We start from the raw sequence: 15,205 nt of genomic DNA, 5'->3' as shown, positions 1-15,205 counted from the left end.
CCCCTTGTATTCCATGATATCCCCCTAATGACTCTATTTTGAACGCTGGTTATCCAAAAAACGTTTAAAAATAGCAGGTTCGTCGGTAATCACGCTAGCAATGCCCCATTCCCAACGGTTATTAAAAGCGCTTGGGTCATTCGCGGTGTAACACAACAGTTGATAGCCCGCCTGGTGCATGGCATCGGCCTGGTCGCGTTTTAAGCGTGGCCAGTGAGGGTGAATACTGAACGCATCAACCGCCTCGCAGAGGGCGCGCCACTCCCTGGGCGTGTTACCAAACAAGACTCCCAGCGCCAGCTCTTCTTTTGGCGCCAATGTGCGGCAGTGTTTAAGTGCATCTACATCAAACGAAGACACAATCATGCGTTCTGGCGATAGGGCATCGCGCATTTCTGGTAGTACGCGATTGACCAATTCGATTGGGTCGCGGCCTTTATTGACTTTTATTTCCATATTGACGCCCATCTCCAGCTCATTGAGCAGCGCCAGCATGGCCTCCAGACTGGCCATTTTTTCACCCGCAAAGGCATCGCCAAACCAACTGCCGACATCCAGAACGTTGGCCTGTGGCCAAGTGAGCGTGTTGAGGTTCCCCCGCCCATCAGAGCAACGGTCCACTTCTGCGTCATGCCAAATCACGGGGGTGCCGTCGCCCAGTAATTGAACATCCAGCTCAACCCAGCGGGCACCTGCTTCATACGCGGCTCGTACGGCGGCTAGCGTGTTTTCAGGGGCGGCGGCGGAATAGCCGCGGTGAGCAATTAGGGTAGGGAGGGTAATAGCAGGGTGGGTCATCGCACATCCATAAGGCGTCACAGATTGAGTAAAATCAGTCTAGCATGCGCAAGTGACATCAGCGTGTCAGGTCAATCGCAGTGAATGCCGCTCGCTTAGAACTAACGGCTTGATTTCTGACGCCTAAAGCGTTTGGATAGCCGTTAGCTCGTTTACAAAATGTCTGTCTGTCAAAATAAAGTATAAGGAGTTTATATGTCTCAGCGTATCGAGTTTGCCCGTACCGGCGGTTCCGAGGTGCTTGAAGTAGCGACGGTTACCCCGGCAGCGCCCAAGTCAGGTGAAGTTCGGATCGCCAATAAAGCCGTTGGCCTCAACTTTATTGATATTTATTTTCGTACCGGCCTTTACCCAGCACCGTCGCTGCCTGCGGGCTTGGGTACTGAAGGCGCGGGTATTGTTGATGCGGTTGGCGAAGGGGTGACTCATCTCAGTGTTGGGGACCGCGTTGCCTATGCGCAAGGCCCGTTAGGCGCTTATGCGACGCACCATACGCTGCCGGCTGAAAAAGTCGTCAAACTGCCTGACTTCATCGATTTTGAAACCGCCGCGGCGAGCATGCTTAAAGGCTTAACCGTGCAGTATCTGTTACGCCAAACGCATGAACTTAAAGGTGGCGAGACCATCTTGTTCCATGCCGCGGCGGGTGGTGTAGGCTCGATTGCCTGCCAGTGGGCCAAGGCGTTAGGTGTGAAGTTGATTGGTACGGTTAGTTCTAAAGAGAAAGCCGACTTAGCGCTGGCAAATGGCGCATGGGCGACCATTAATTACACTGAAGAAGATGTTGTTGAATGTGTTCGCGAGCTTACCAACGGCGAAATGTGCGATGTAGTTTATGATTCTGTAGGTAAGGACACGTGGGAAATGTCGTTAAACTGCCTGAAGCCTCGCGCGTTAATGGTCAGCTTCGGTAATGCCTCCGGCCCGGTTGATGGCGTTAATATTGGAATTTTGAATCAGAAAGGGTCGCTATTTGTGACCCGTCCCAGCTTGAACGGTTATGCCGACACGCGCGAGCGCCTGGAAATGATGTGCAAAGATTTCTTTAGCATGATCGAGAGTGGCAAAATCAAAATTGATGTTGCCAACCGCTATCCGCTGGCCGATGCGGGTAAAGCCCAGGATGCACTCCAGAACCGTAAAACAACCGGTTCAACCGTACTGCTGCCCTGATCGGTAGCGAGCAACAAAAGCCGCAAACGCGGCTTTTGTTGATTTTAGCTTTCAGACTAGCTCCTCTTTACTGCTTATTTGTACCTTTTTCAGATTACCGTTCTGGGAAGCGCAGCCAATGTGTCGTCCCTATGCGGCTTTATCAGCAGTTCCAGCCGGTCGGCTATTCTCTAACGTTTGCACACGCTATACGTCTGTATAGATACCGTCTAATGTGTGAAGGTTCTTCTCATTCTTTACATGGGTTGTGGTTTACAAAGGCAAGCCGGAAGGGGTAAGTAGGCCGGGTAGCATTACAGGGGATGATTCGCATGGCGATGGAAGCAATCGGCTTAGCACCCAGCACACTGATATTTATCGTGCTGGGATTAACGTTGGTAGCGTTCGTATGGGGGCGTTTCCGCTATGATTTAGTGGCATTAACGGCGCTTTTTGCATCGGTGATGCTAGGGCTTGTTCCGGCTGATTCAGCGTTTGCCGGGTTTGGTCATCCCGCCGTCATTACGGTGGCTGCCGTGCTGGTGTTAAGCCGTGGTTTTGAGCGTTCTGGCGTAGTGGATATTATCTCCAACCAAGTGCTCAAGGTGGGTGACCGACTGATACACCAGCTTTTAGCGCTAGTAGGAACCGTGGTGGTGTTGTCCGGCATTATGAATAATGTGGGGGCGTTAGCGCTATTGCTACCCGTTGCCATGCGGCTTGCCCGCGAACATAACACGTCTCCTTCCCTGCTTTTAATGCCGCTCGCGTTTGGTTCGTTGCTGGGGGGCTTAACCACCCTGATTGGCACACCGCCCAATATTATTATCTCCAGCTACCGTGGCAGTGTAACCGGGGAAAATTTTGGCATGTTCAGCTTTTCCCCTGTCGGGGTTGCGGTAGCTGCTGTAGGCCTTGTGTTTATCGTGTTAATTGGCTGGCGCTTAACGCCTAAACGCAATGCGAAGTCATCAACTGAAGAGATGTTTGATACCGCCAATTATCTGGTAGAGCTTAACGTTACCAAGGACTCTAAAGCCAACGGCTTAACGCTGCCGCAGTTACGCGATGAGCTTGAGGAAACCATTCCTGTATTGGCCGTAGTGCGCGACGATAACCGTCGGGCGGGCTACTCCTTTCATGGGATCTTGCAAGAGGGCGATATTTTACTGCTTGAGGCGGGCCCGGATGATCTAAAGCTGCTTGAAGATAAAGTAGGGTTGAGTGCGGTTGCGGAGCCTGAGGAGAAGGATGAAGATGCCTCAAAAGAGGATGAGGGCGAAGCAGACAGCAGTGAGGGCCGGCAGCCGGTGGATACCGAAGGGCTGCAACTGATCGAAGCGGTCGTGCGTAATGATTCGATGATGAATAATCGCAGTGTCCGACAGCTGCGATTAAATCAACAGTTTGGTCTACATCTGGTGGCGGTTGCTCGTGACGGTAGTCGTTTGAAGCAGCGCTTGCGGGATATTCGTTTTCAAACCGGCGATGTACTACTGCTTCAGGGCAGCGAGAACGAAATTAGTGATAGCCTTTCTACCTTAGGCTGTTTGCCGTTGGCTAATCGGGAGCTGCAGTTAGGCCAGCCGCGTAAGTTGGTTATCTCAATCGGGATTTTTGCGCTGGCCATTGTCGCGATGCTGCTGGACCTTCTGCCCGCTGCGGTCGCAATGGGCTGTGCCGCGCTTATTTCGCTATTAATTGGGGTATTGCCACTGCGGGATGGCTACCAGGCCATTGATGGCCCTGTGATTGTACTGTTAGCCGCTATGATACCCGTAGGGGAGGCCTTGGAAACCAGCGGTGGAGCCACGATTGTAGCGAACATCTTGCTGGACTTTGGCGCGCAGTGGCCCATCTTTATTTCCTTAATCGGCCTTTTCGTGCTCACCATGCTACTTTCAAATGTGGTCAATAATGCCGCCGCCGCATTGTTAATGGCACCGATTTCCGCCAGTTTAGCCCAAGGCTTTAATGTCTCTCTTGATCCGTTTTTAATGGTGGTCGCGGTGAGTGCTTCATGCGCGTTTTTAACCCCCATCGGCCATCAGTCCAATACACTGGTGCTGGGGCCAGGCGGCTATCGGTTTGGTGATTATTGGAAGCTAGGTTTGCCGCTTTCGATCGTTGTGCTGGTAGTCGCCCTACCGGTTATTTTGTGGGTATGGCCGCTGTAAGTAACGACAGCAAAAGATAGTGCTCGGTGGCCCCTCCGTGTGCCACCGAGCTTTGTTGAGCTTCGTCGTGTGGATCAGGGCTATCAGATTTTGTTACCCTATTACGCTTGGCGATAAATAAAAGTGAACAGGCTAAGCCTATGAATCAACAATACCGTCAGGATGCGATTGTCGAGCTGGTTCGTCAGCACGGTTATATGAGCATTGAGCAACTGACTGATCATTTCGCAGTAACGCCTCAAACGATTCGGCGCGATCTCAACACGTTGGCGAATGAGGGCCGAGTGAGGCGGGTGCATGGTGGCGTGGGAATTGAGTCAAGCACCGTTAATACGGCCTACAGCACACGTAAAACACTCCATCTTGAAGAGAAAGAGCGTATTGCTCATTGTCTGGCGCAGCATATTCCTAATCACTCATCGCTGTTTATCAATATTGGTACCAGCAATGAAATCATTGCCCAGGCATTGCTGGAGCATCAAGGGTTGGAAGTGATCACCAACAACCTGAACGTTGCCGCTATTTTGCAGCATAAAGAAGACTTTAACGTCATCATTGCGGGCGGCCAAGTGCGCTCCCGGGATGGCGGCATCATCGGTGAAGCCACCATCGACTTTATTAATCAGTTTAAGGTCGACTACGGCATTATTGGTATCAGCGGTATTGATGAAGATGGCTCTTTGTTGGAGTTCGATTACCAGGAAGTACGTGTGGCCCAAGCGATCATTGCTAATTCGCGACGCGTGTATCTAGCCGCGGATTACTCCAAGTTCCATCGCAACCCTGTGGTACGCCAAGGGAATCTTTCCCAGCTGGATGCGTTGTTCACTGACCGTAAGCCTCCCGAGTCTATCCAGCAGTTGCTAACCCAATATGATGTGGCGCTCTATATCGCCTAAACGGGCCAAGGCTGCTTTGTAGAGGTATTTTCGTACTTGAGCATCAATAAGGCTTAGCGTAGCCTTATTCATAATAAAGCGAAAATATTCACCTCAAAGCGAACATCTAATGTCCCGTTATCTACTTTCTATTGATCAAGGTACCACCAGCTCCCGTGCCATCTTGTTTAACCGACAAGGGGAAATTGCGGCCGTTGCCCAGCAAGAGTTTACCCAGCACTTTCCCCGTGATGGCTGGATTGAGCATGATCCTGAAGATATTTGGGAATCAGTAGTTGCGACCTGCAAAGAAGTGCTGGTGAAGGCCAGTATTTCTGCAGGTCAAGTGGCGGGTGTGGGTATTACCAATCAGCGTGAAACCACGCTGTTGTGGGACCGCGCAACAGGTAAGCCACTTTATAACGCGATTGTATGGCAGGATCGGCGAACGTCTGATACCTGCCAAACGCTGCGTGAAGCTGGGCATACCGATAGCGTTCAAGCAAAAACCGGCCTGTTAATTGATCCCTACTTTTCGGCGACGAAACTGGCGTGGTTGCTTGAGAACGTGGAGGGTGCCCGTGAACGCGCTGAGCGTGGCGAGCTGGCATTTGGCACCGTAGATAGCTTTCTGATTTGGCGGCTGACAAACGGTAAGCAGCATGTCACCGATGCCACCAATGCCTCACGTACAGCGCTCTTTAACATACACACCCAGCAATGGGATGAGGATTTGCTGGCGCTGTTCAACATACCCGCCAACCTGCTGCCCAGTGTGAAAGACTCCAGCGATGATTTTGGCATGATGGAGACAGAGTGGTTAGGGGCTGAGCTACCGATTGCCGGTGTGGCGGGCGATCAGCAGGCAGCGCTAGTAGGGCAGGCATGCTTTACGCCGGGTATGGGAAAAAGCACCTACGGCACCGGCTGCTTTATGATTGTAAACACCGGTGACACGCCCGCGCTTTCGCGTAATCGCTTGTTGACCACCATCGGCTATCGGCTTAACGGTAAGCCCACCTATGCGCTGGAAGGCAGTATTTTTGTCGCAGGCGCAACCGTACAGTGGCTGCGGGATGGCTTGAACCTGTTTGCGGATGCGGCTGAAACCGAGGCGCTTGCCAAGGAGACCCGGCTGGGCCATAGCGTCTATTTGGTACCTGCCTTTACGGGGCTTGGGGCGCCGCACTGGGACCCTAAAGCGCGGGGAGCAATCTTTGGCCTGACACGGGACACCGGTATTGCAGAAATCGTTGCGGCAGGCTTGCAGGCAGTCTGTTATCAAACTCGCGATTTACAGCACTGCATGAACGACGATATGGACGCCACACCAAGCAAACTACGCGTGGATGGCGGCATGGTTAAGAACAGCTGGCTGATGCAGTTTTTGTCCGACATGCTGGATGTTGAGGTGGATCGTCCCACTATTTTAGAAACTACTGCACTGGGAGCAGCGTACCTGGCAGGCTTACGCTTAGGCTGGTATGACTCTTTGGAAGAAATTGAACAGCTCTGGGACTGTGAAAAGAGCTTTATGCCGACCATGGAGGATGCGTCTCGCGAGCAGCTGTACCAAGGCTGGCTGGATGCCGTGTCGCGCGTACGTTCCGGCGAATAAGGCCATCACGTAGCCATCGTAAGGTGGCTGCGTGCACTTCTTGATTCTCTTCTTGTTGTAAGCTTTTAACACGTTTAACCCTGGGCGGCGGCCAATGTAGTCAAGCTACAACGGGGCGTGCGTCCAATGATGCATTGTTGGCTGATCGTTCATGAACCATAGTCAAGGCATGGGATGGAGTGATGCCTCGTTACCCCGACACATCGCACTATGCCTTGCCATATAACCTTTGTGCGTGCATACAGCAGGCGCTAAAGAGCGAAGATTTTATCTGTTTTTTTGACCGTTCGCAGTCACCGAACCAGGTGCTTATCCGACCTGGCATGAGTAGCAATGCCACCATACGTATAGGGCGGCTGGCTTTGCCAACGAAAGCCCTTTGTGAGACCGGCAACGGATGACCATACCATGAGGTACTGAATATGAACTGTATTGAACTAAGCCAACAAGCTAACCAGATTGCCAGTACATTTAGCAAGCAGGACCTAGCTAAACTGGTACTTGCGCTTAAAGATAGCCCGAGATCGCTTCAATGTGCCGTGGAAGTGATCGATACGCTCGATAGTCGGTCTGGCTGTACGCTGGATGAAGCCTGGGATGAAGTGTTGGCAGGCGACTCGCAGCTACAGGTTGCCAACGAGGAGTAAGGCGTTAAACGCTTAGAAGCCTTGGTGGTGGATGTACACAAAGCTCCCTTAAAAATTTTAAGGGAGCTTTTTTAGCACGATAATTGGGTTATGTCCGTTTGATTATGTCCGTTTGGTTATGTGCTTTTAGCAAGCACTAGGCGTCTGCCATTGCTTGTTGAATCGCCTCGCCAGAATTATTTTCGAAGTAGGCATTAAATCGTTCATCGGCCTGGTCACCGAAAAGCATCCGGCAAGCCTCTTTAAGCCCTTCAGAGTGGCGTAGCTGATCATGACGCACCACAAGCGATATTTTGGCCCGGCGGCGCAGGAAATCTTCCAGTTCAGTGATCATTTCATAATCGCGGGCGTGTTCAAGCTCAACGCGAATATATTCGGTACCTTCAATAAGCAAGGCGGCCTGGTCATGGTCTGCTTCGATTTTCTCAAGCATCGCAAACGCTTTATCCGCGTAGCGGCGCCACAGGCGTTTTGTCAGTAGCTCTGAAGAGGTGCTGGGCGTCATCGCATCAAGGCCGATACGCTCGGCCTGAGCCATAAATTGCTGCTTAACAGAATCAGCAGGTTCGCCGTACCACTGGAACCTGGGGTTGGTTAACGTCACGCCTAGCTGGGTTACCGCATCCGCAATTTCATCACCGACGTTTAAACAGTCGGTGAGCTTGCCACCAAAGATACTGATATGTGCCGTATCGTCATGTGTATCAATAATGTGCTTGCGTGAAAGCTGCAGGAAGTCACGGTCACTGCCTTGGTTGGCCTCGACGGCCAAGGGGCGCACGCCACAGCGTGTTGAAATAATATCGTCAGGTGTCAGGGGCTTCTCAAGCGTTAAGCGCTTGTTAATGTTCTCCAGCACGAAGCTTACGTCTTCATCGGTCACCACCGCATTAGGGTGGTCCATGTGCGTATCGGTAGTGCCGATACAGGTACGATTGCCCATGGGGATAACAAAGAAAAGCCGCCCATCGTCAGCAAAAAACGCCAGTACACGCTTTGACTCTGTTAACTGCGGCACGATTAAGTGGATGCCCTTTGAGTAAAGGTGCTGGTGAGATGTCTGCTGGTTGGTCAGCTTGTTGTGATGATCTACCCACGGGCCAGCCGCGTTAATCAATACCTTGGCTCGTATCTCAAACGTGCTGCCATCCATGGTGTTGCGGGCTTTCGTTACCCAGACACCATCTTTGCGCTCAGCACCCAGCGACTCCACATAGTTGGCGGCTGTCGCACCGAAATCGAGCGCGTGGCGGATAAAATTAAACACAAACCGAGCATCATTGTCGTGCAGGTAGGCATCCGAATACTCAAAGCCGCCCACTGATGTATCGACATTAATGATCGACTCTTCTTGCTTGATGTTTTTTGGCGAAAGCAGGCGGGGCGTTTTGGTAAAACCATTACCCATTAACCAGTAAAGCCAGGTGCCTGCCCAAAGATAGCGAGGGGAGTGGCGAAACCCTTTGGTAATCGTGGTGAGAAAACGTATTTCCTCAACCGTGGAAGGGTAACTCTTGATCAGATGGTTGCGGCTTTTACAGAGTTTACGCACCAGACCAAAGTCATTGCTTTCCATATACTTGATGCCCCCCCACACCAGGTTGGAGGAGTGCATGCTGGTGCTGCCTGCAAAGTCGCCACGATCAATCAAGGCGACTTTGGCACCTTTGCCTGCCAGTGCCGCCGCGCTGGCCGCGCCATTAATACCGCCACCAATTACCAGCGCGTCAAAGGTGGTACTTGTCAATTGACTAACGTTTTGTTCACGCAGGGTCATGATAGCCTCATTAATGGGAAATTAGGTTTGATAACCAAAGCAAAACACAGTTATTTTCATTTATGAAGAATATGTGATCGTTTGCGATCTTTCAAGTTTGAAAACGAACATTGGGCGCCTATAAAAAAACCGGCTCCATTGTGGAGCCGGCTTATGGCAATCCTGTTTCCAGGATGTGTTATTCGACGTGGGCTTCCTCAGGATTAATTGGCGCTGCCTGCGTCGCATTATGATTAATGAGCGTGCCTTTATTCTTTGCAAACGCATCGTAGGCAAAGTCATCGACCGTTAGCATCTCCAGCACGTTCTTTTCGAATTCGCGCATAAAGATCGTTTCTTCTTCACTAAGCAGGCCCTTCTCAAACGCTACCTCAACCCGAGCTTCAGGGTGAAGGGCCGTTTGAGGCAGCTCACCTTTGGCGTAGGCTTTGTTAACCGTGCGATAAATGGCTTCAGCACGGTCATAATCAACCAGCAGTGCGTTGTAGCGCGCCAATGGGTTGGGTTGTTCGCCGTCGTCGGTATCCCAGGTGTTGGAAAGCAGTTTGGTACGCAACGCAGTGTGGGTGGAAACCCGTTTAGCAATGTCGCGTGCCAAATCGTCATGGGGTTTATCCCAACGACGGCCGGTTGGCATTACCACGGCGTTAAGCACACGGCCGAGTGCCCGATTAGGCAAGTTGTCGAAAATCTCCACAAAGGCTTGTTCCGCACGGTGCAGCAGGAAGCGGCAGCTGTAGTGAAGCAGGGCGTCTTCGCCTTCCACTTTGTCACCTGCTTGCCACTGTTTGAGCACCATGGATGCGAGATACAGGTTAGAGAGCACATCGCCCAAACGGGCAGAGAGCATTTCGCGTTTTTTCAGCGCGGACCCCAGGCTTGCCATGGCGGCATCCGCACATAGTCCAAAGCCTGCCGAGAGGCGGGCAATATCTTGCGCATAAGCCGCGGCTGGCCCGTCAAATGGCACGCGTTCTTTACCAACCCCTAGCCCCATGGTGAACGCACGTGCGGCGTTACCAAAAATCAGGCCCGCATGGCTGAAGAAGGCTTTATCAAACGCGTTGATGTCGTTGGCATCCTTGGCGGCCAGCTCTTCCAGCACGTAGGGGTGACAGCGGATCGCCCCTTGACCAAAGATCATCAGGTTGCGCGTCATGATGTTGGCGCCTTCAACGGTAATCGCTACCGGGTTGGCGCTATAGCCAATACCTAAATAGTTACGTGGGCCCAATGTGACCGCTTTACCGCCATGCACATCCATCGCATCGCTTAACAAATCACGTTGGAACTCGGTCAGTTGGCTCTTCAAAATCGCTGAAGGAACCGCCGGTTTCTCACCATGATCAATCAGGTTAGCCGTTTGATAAACGGTTGCCTGGGAAATGTAAGCCATCGCTGCCATACGTGCCAGCGGTTCTTGAACGCCTTCCATTTCGGCGACAGGCACGTTGAACTGACGACGAACACGCGTAAAGCCACCGCTCCAGCCCAGTGCGTAGCGGGCGGTGCCGGTCGCGCCGGAGGGCAGCGTGATACAACGACCAATCGATAGGCACTCAACCAGCATGCGCCAGCCTTGGCCAATCATCTCCTGCCCACCGATGATGGTATCCAGCGGGACAAAGACATCCACACCTTTAATCGGGCCGTTCATAAACGGGCTGCCGATGGGGTGATGGCGGCGGCCAATGTCCATGCCTTTCGTATCGCGAGGAATGAGCGCTAAGGTAATGCCTCGGTCTTCTTCGTCGCCCAACAGCTTTTCAGGGTCGAATAAACGGAAGGCTAAACCTACAACCGTGGCAATGGGAGCCAGCGTGATCCAGCGTTTTTCAAACGTCAGGCGCAGGCCCAGCGTCTCTTTTCCATTAATAATCTCTTTACACACTACGCCGGTATCAGGCAATGACGTTGCGTCAGAGCCCGCCCGCGGGCCTGTTAGGCCGAAGCAGGGGATTTCGCGGCCATCGGCCAAACGGGGCAGGTAGTGGTCTTTCTGTTCCTCAGTACCGTATTTAAGCAGCAGCTCGCCCGGGCCGAGGGAGTTGGGCACCCCAACGGTCACCATTAACGTTTCGTTGGCGGAGAGTTTTTGCAATGCCATGGACTGGGCTTTTGCTGAGAAACCCAGGCCACCGTACTCCTTGGGAATAATCATCCCAAAGAAGCCTTCTTTTTTTAGGTAGTCCCATAACTGCTGGGGCAGGTCGGCACGCTCTTGAGCAATGTCCCATGCGTTACACATGCCAGCCGCTCTAGCGCACTGGTTATCAAGAAAAGCCTGTTCATCTTCGCGCAGGCCTTCATCCTTGTAAGCCAGCAGCTTATTCCACTGTGGCTTACCGGAGAAAAGCTCCCCGTCCCAGGAAACGCTACCGGCTTCTAGCGCCGTGCGCTCGGTGGCGGAGACCTTTGGCGCGACCTTTTTGAAAACTTTAAAAATCCGCGGTGTCAGCCACTGTTTGCGCACTGCTTCAAGGCCCGTCACAGCAACGACCAGAGCAGCGATTAGCAGCAATACGCCTATAACGGCGGCGTCAAAGAGTAGGCCAACAAGCCCTAATATACCCAACAGTGTCAGGGCTGCTGGGGCGCCTGCTTCGCGGCGCATAACAATCAGCAGGCCAACCACGGCCAGGATAATCAGTAGTAGGGTGAGCATAGAACGTCTCCATGTATTATTAGGCACTGTCCAGTTCTGGTCTGCATTGCGCTTGGCTCAGAACGTTGATGTCTGATCCACCGATGCAGCCTTGCCGTCGTGTGTAACGCTTGAAGTGATGATTAGAACGCAAGCCATAGGCATTCGAACAGATGTTTGAATATTGGCAGACGTACGCTATCCCGCGCAAGTCGTTACGTCTTTTTATCCTGCTTATTAATAGTAGCTTAGTAAAAAAAAGCCACGGCAGTTAGCCGTGGCGCTTGGATGAACGGGGATTCACGTGTGAAAACGTCATTCACCCATGTTGGGCAGGCGCGCCGTTAGCTACAAAATAGGTAACTTGCGCGCGAGGCAGCGGTTCGTGTCCACGGATGTGGTCGGCAATCTTTTCGGCCAGCATGATGGTTGGCGCATTCAGGTTGCCGGTAGGAATTAGGGGAAACAGTGAGGCGTCAACCACCCTTAAGCCTTCTACGCCATGAACGCGGCCTTGGCCATCTGTCACGGCCAGCGAATCGTCTCCCATACGGCAACTGCCACAGGGGTGATACGCCGTTTCCGCGTTTGCCTTAATAAACTGATCCAGCGCTTCATCGCTTTGTACATCAGGCCCTGGGGAAATCTCACGGCCTCGGTACTTATCGAATGCGGGTTGTTCGATAATGTTGCGCGTTAAGCGAATGGCATCACGGAACTCTTCCCAGTCTTTTTCATGCGACATGTAGTTGAACAAAATACTGGGTGCCGCGTGCGGGTCTTTTGAGGCTAGCCGAATGCGGCCTCGGCTTTTGGAGCGCATCGAGCCCACGTGCGCTTGAAAGCCATGCGCTTGAACCGCGCTTTTGCCATTATAGCTAATCGCGATGGGTAAAAAGTGATACTGCAGGTTGGGCCACTCTTCCTCATCACGGCTGCGAATAAACGCACACGCTTCAAACTGGTTGCTGGCGCCAATGCCCGTACCCTTGAGTAGCCACTCAGCGCCTATCATGGGCTGGTTGTACCATTTTAGAGCGGGGTAGAGCGAGATGGGTTCTTTACATGCGTACTGAATGTACATCTCTAAGTGGTCTTGCAGGTTTTCGCCGACACCCGGCAGGGCATGAACGGGCTTGATGCCTAGCGGCTCGAGCACTTCAGGATAGCCGATGCCCGAGCGCTGCAAAATTTGAGGTGACGCAATAGCACCACCACACAGCAGCACTTCCCGCTTGGCGCGGGCGGTCTGCTGTTGCCCTTTGCGCTCGTAGCGCACACCTACAGCGCGCTTGCCGTCAAACTCAATGATGTCGGTAACGGCGTGGGTTTCTATGGTCAGGTTGGTGCGCTGTTTGGCGGTGTCCAGGTAACCCCGGGCGGTAGAGGCGCGTCGCCCCTTGGGCGTAACGAACCGGTCCATGGGGCCAAAGCCTTCTTGCTGATAGCCGTTAACATCGTCTGTTTCCGGGTAACCTGCCTGTTTGCCTGCTTCAATAAAGATGCGATACAGCGGGTTGTTACCGTTTTTGGGAGTAGTGATGCTGACAGGGCCGCTGCCACCGTGGTAGTCGTTGGCCCCGGTGTCGCGGGTTTCTGACTTTTTAAAGTAGGGTAGGCAGCTTAAGTAATCCCAATCTTCCAAGCCTGGCTGTTGAGCCCAGTTATCGTAATCCAGTGCATTACCGCGGATATAGCACATGCCGTTAATCAACGAAGAGCCGCCCAACCCTTTCCCGCGCCCGCACTCCATGCGACGGCCATCCATATGTGGTTCCGGGTCCGTTTCAAATGCCCAGTTGTAACGCTTTCCCTGAAGTGGAAAGGCGAGGGCTGCTGGCATTTGGGTACGAAAATCAAGCCGGTAGTCCGGCCCGCCGGCCTCTAACAAGAGAACGCGGACGTCGCTGTCTTCCGTTAAACGCATAGCCAGCACGCTTCCCGCTGAGCCCGCGCCGATAATAATGTAATCAAATTCATGCGGTTGCGGCATAGTTACACCTTGAGAGAGTAGAATAGCTGGCGTGTTTGCTGTTTCGCTTTAAAACACCGACTCAAAGGGGCCCATCTCGATTTGTACCGACTTGGTTTGGGTATAGTGGTTAAGCGTATCGATACCATTTTCACGGCCAATGCCCGACTCTTTATAACCGCCAACCGGCATTTCAGAAGGTGATTCACCCCACGTATTCATCCAGCAAATACCCGCTTCCAACTGATGAATAACGCGATGCGCCCGGTTTAAGCTTTCGCTAAATACGCCGGCTGCCAAGCCATACCGGGTGTCGTTGGCGCGACGAATGACGTCAGCTTCATCATCAAAGGCCAGCACCGACATCACTGGGCCGAAAATTTCTTCCTGCACAATGCGCATATCATCTGTGCAATCGGTAAATACGGTAGGTGCTGCCCAAGCGCCGTTGGCCCAGTCGCCGCTTTTCCACTCATCACCCCCCACCAGCAGGCGGGCGCCTTGCTGTTTACCCAAGGCAATATAGGAAAGCACCTTTGCCTGGTGCTCAAAACTGACCAGAGGACCAAAATTAACGCTAGGGTCCATAGGGTCGCCTGCTTTGATGCGCTTAACACGCTCCACCAGCTTGGCTTCAAATGCGTCTTTCACACTGCGTTCGATAAACACCCGCGTACCGTTGGTGCAAACTTGGCCACTGGAGTAGAAATTGGCCATCATGGCCGCATCGGCGGCGCGGTCCAGGTCCGCATCGGCAAAGATGATCAGCGGTGACTTTCCACCCAGTTCCATCGTAACGTCTTTAAGCGATGAGCTAGCGGCTGCGGCCATCACTTTTTTGCCGGTACCTGCTTCACCGGTAAACGACACTTTGGCAATGCTCGGGTGTGCCGTCAGCATCGCGCCTACGTCGCCATCGCCTTGCACCACGTTGAAAACACCGTCTGGCAGGCCAGCTTCGGTAAATATCTCAGCCAGTTTAATTGCGCTCAGCGGTGTCACTTCACTGGGTTTAAAGACAACGGCATTACCTGCCGCCAGCGCTGGCGCGGCTTTCCAGCAGGCGATTTGAAGGGGGTAGTTCCACGCGCCGATGGCGCCAATGACGCCCAGCGGCTCGCGGCGGGTATACACAAAGGAGCTTTCGCGCAGTGGAATTTGGCTACCTTGAATAGCGGGGGCCAGCCCTGCGAAGTACTCAATCGCATCAGCGCCCGTCACGATGTCGACACTTGCTGTTTCGCTAATCGGCTTACCGGTGTTGCGGGTCTCGAGCGCTGCCAGCTCGTCATTGCGCTCACGCAGCAACGCAACCGCGCGCTGCATAATACGGGCGCGCTCCATGCCGGTCATGGCAGCCCACTCGCGCTGGCCACGCTGGGCCGCTTCAACGGCTGCGTCAACGTCCTGTTGGCTTGCTTGGCCAAGTGTCGCAAGCAGGCTGCCATCAAATGGGTTAGTAACGGTAAAAGTAGTACCTGACGTGGCAGCGACCGGACGACCATCAATATAGAGAGGCTGTACATCTTGAGCGGACATGTT

The 15,205-nt window shown here is 52.9% G+C and carries 10 protein-coding genes; 5 read left to right on the top strand and 5 right to left on the bottom strand.

All coding sequences use genetic code 11. The annotated features are described in order from the left end of the window. Positions 1-33: 33 nt before the first annotated feature. The gene (locus ACT3R4_RS13695; protein WP_441679337.1) at positions 34-798 is read right to left on the bottom strand and encodes a glycerophosphodiester phosphodiesterase family protein; all 765 of its coding nucleotides are present in this window, start codon (positions 796-798) and stop codon (positions 34-36) included. A 195-nt stretch (positions 799-993) separates the two neighbouring features. On the opposite strand from ACT3R4_RS13695, the gene ACT3R4_RS13690 reads away from it, so the two are divergent. The 5 genes from ACT3R4_RS13690 (at position 994) to ACT3R4_RS13670 (ending at position 7,270) form a co-directional block, all read left to right on the top strand. Beyond that, complete coding sequence (locus ACT3R4_RS13690) at positions 994-1,971, top strand: NADPH:quinone reductase (RefSeq protein WP_441679336.1); 978 nt, start codon at positions 994-996, stop codon at positions 1,969-1,971. Positions 1,972-2,282: 311 nt separating this feature from the next. Further along, positions 2,283-4,127 carry an SLC13 family permease gene (locus ACT3R4_RS13685; protein ID WP_441679335.1) on the top strand — a complete coding sequence of 615 codons (1,845 nt, stop codon included), beginning with the start codon at positions 2,283-2,285 and terminating at the stop codon, positions 4,125-4,127. 140 nt (positions 4,128-4,267) lie between these two features. Next, positions 4,268-5,026, top strand: coding sequence for a DeoR/GlpR family transcriptional regulator (locus ACT3R4_RS13680; protein ID WP_087105625.1), 759 nt, complete (start codon positions 4,268-4,270; stop codon positions 5,024-5,026). A 109-nt stretch (positions 5,027-5,135) separates the two neighbouring features. Next, the gene (gene glpK / locus ACT3R4_RS13675) at positions 5,136-6,623 is read left to right on the top strand and encodes a glycerol kinase GlpK (RefSeq protein ID WP_441679334.1); all 1,488 of its coding nucleotides are present in this window, start codon (positions 5,136-5,138) and stop codon (positions 6,621-6,623) included. 422 nt (positions 6,624-7,045) lie between these two features. Continuing rightward, complete coding sequence (locus tag ACT3R4_RS13670) at positions 7,046-7,270, top strand: hypothetical protein (RefSeq protein WP_172116492.1); 225 nt, start codon at positions 7,046-7,048, stop codon at positions 7,268-7,270. Positions 7,271-7,406: 136 nt separating this feature from the next. Here ACT3R4_RS13670 and ACT3R4_RS13665 read toward each other — a convergent pair whose 3' ends face one another. From ACT3R4_RS13665 to betB, 4 genes are all read right to left on the bottom strand, one after another. Further along, positions 7,407-9,047: a glycerol-3-phosphate dehydrogenase/oxidase gene (locus tag ACT3R4_RS13665; RefSeq protein ID WP_441679333.1), complete on the bottom strand. Its 1,641-nt coding sequence runs from the start codon at positions 9,045-9,047 to the stop codon at positions 7,407-7,409. 178 nt (positions 9,048-9,225) lie between these two features. Then, the gene (locus tag ACT3R4_RS13660) at positions 9,226-11,712 is read right to left on the bottom strand and encodes an acyl-CoA dehydrogenase (RefSeq protein WP_441679332.1); all 2,487 of its coding nucleotides are present in this window, start codon (positions 11,710-11,712) and stop codon (positions 9,226-9,228) included. Between the two features lie 298 nt (positions 11,713-12,010). Next, positions 12,011-13,684, bottom strand: coding sequence for a choline dehydrogenase (betA, locus tag ACT3R4_RS13655; protein ID WP_441679331.1), 1,674 nt, complete (start codon positions 13,682-13,684; stop codon positions 12,011-12,013). 48 nt (positions 13,685-13,732) lie between these two features. Further along, positions 13,733-15,202: a betaine-aldehyde dehydrogenase gene (gene betB, locus ACT3R4_RS13650; protein ID WP_441679330.1), complete on the bottom strand. Its 1,470-nt coding sequence runs from the start codon at positions 15,200-15,202 to the stop codon at positions 13,733-13,735. Positions 15,203-15,205 lie beyond the last annotated feature (3 nt).

It is taken from the genome of Halomonas sp. AOP7-E1-9 (genome assembly GCF_052376035.1).
GTDB classification, from domain to species: Bacteria; Pseudomonadota; Gammaproteobacteria; order Pseudomonadales; family Halomonadaceae; genus Vreelandella; species Vreelandella citrativorans.
The sequence above is the reverse complement of the archived record's forward strand: the minus strand, read 5'-3'. Positions and strand labels throughout refer to the sequence as shown.

Coding starts and splice junctions, on each gene's coding strand:
- betA (WP_441679331.1), bottom strand. CDS start 13,684: ATGCCGCAACCGCATGAATTTGATTACATTATTATCGGCGCGGGCTCA.
- ACT3R4_RS13665 (WP_441679333.1), bottom strand. CDS start 9,047: ATGACCCTGCGTGAACAAAACGTTAGTCAATTGACAAGTACCACCTTT.
- ACT3R4_RS13695 (WP_441679337.1), bottom strand. CDS start 798: ATGACCCACCCTGCTATTACCCTCCCTACCCTAATTGCTCACCGCGGC.
- ACT3R4_RS13680 (WP_087105625.1), top strand. CDS start 4,268: ATGAATCAACAATACCGTCAGGATGCGATTGTCGAGCTGGTTCGTCAG.
- glpK (WP_441679334.1), top strand. CDS start 5,136: ATGTCCCGTTATCTACTTTCTATTGATCAAGGTACCACCAGCTCCCGT.
- ACT3R4_RS13660 (WP_441679332.1), bottom strand. CDS start 11,712: ATGCTCACCCTACTACTGATTATCCTGGCCGTGGTTGGCCTGCTGATT.
- ACT3R4_RS13685 (WP_441679335.1), top strand. CDS start 2,283: ATGGCGATGGAAGCAATCGGCTTAGCACCCAGCACACTGATATTTATC.
- ACT3R4_RS13670 (WP_172116492.1), top strand. CDS start 7,046: ATGAACTGTATTGAACTAAGCCAACAAGCTAACCAGATTGCCAGTACA.
- betB (WP_441679330.1), bottom strand. CDS start 15,202: ATGTCCGCTCAAGATGTACAGCCTCTCTATATTGATGGTCGTCCGGTC.
- ACT3R4_RS13690 (WP_441679336.1), top strand. CDS start 994: ATGTCTCAGCGTATCGAGTTTGCCCGTACCGGCGGTTCCGAGGTGCTT.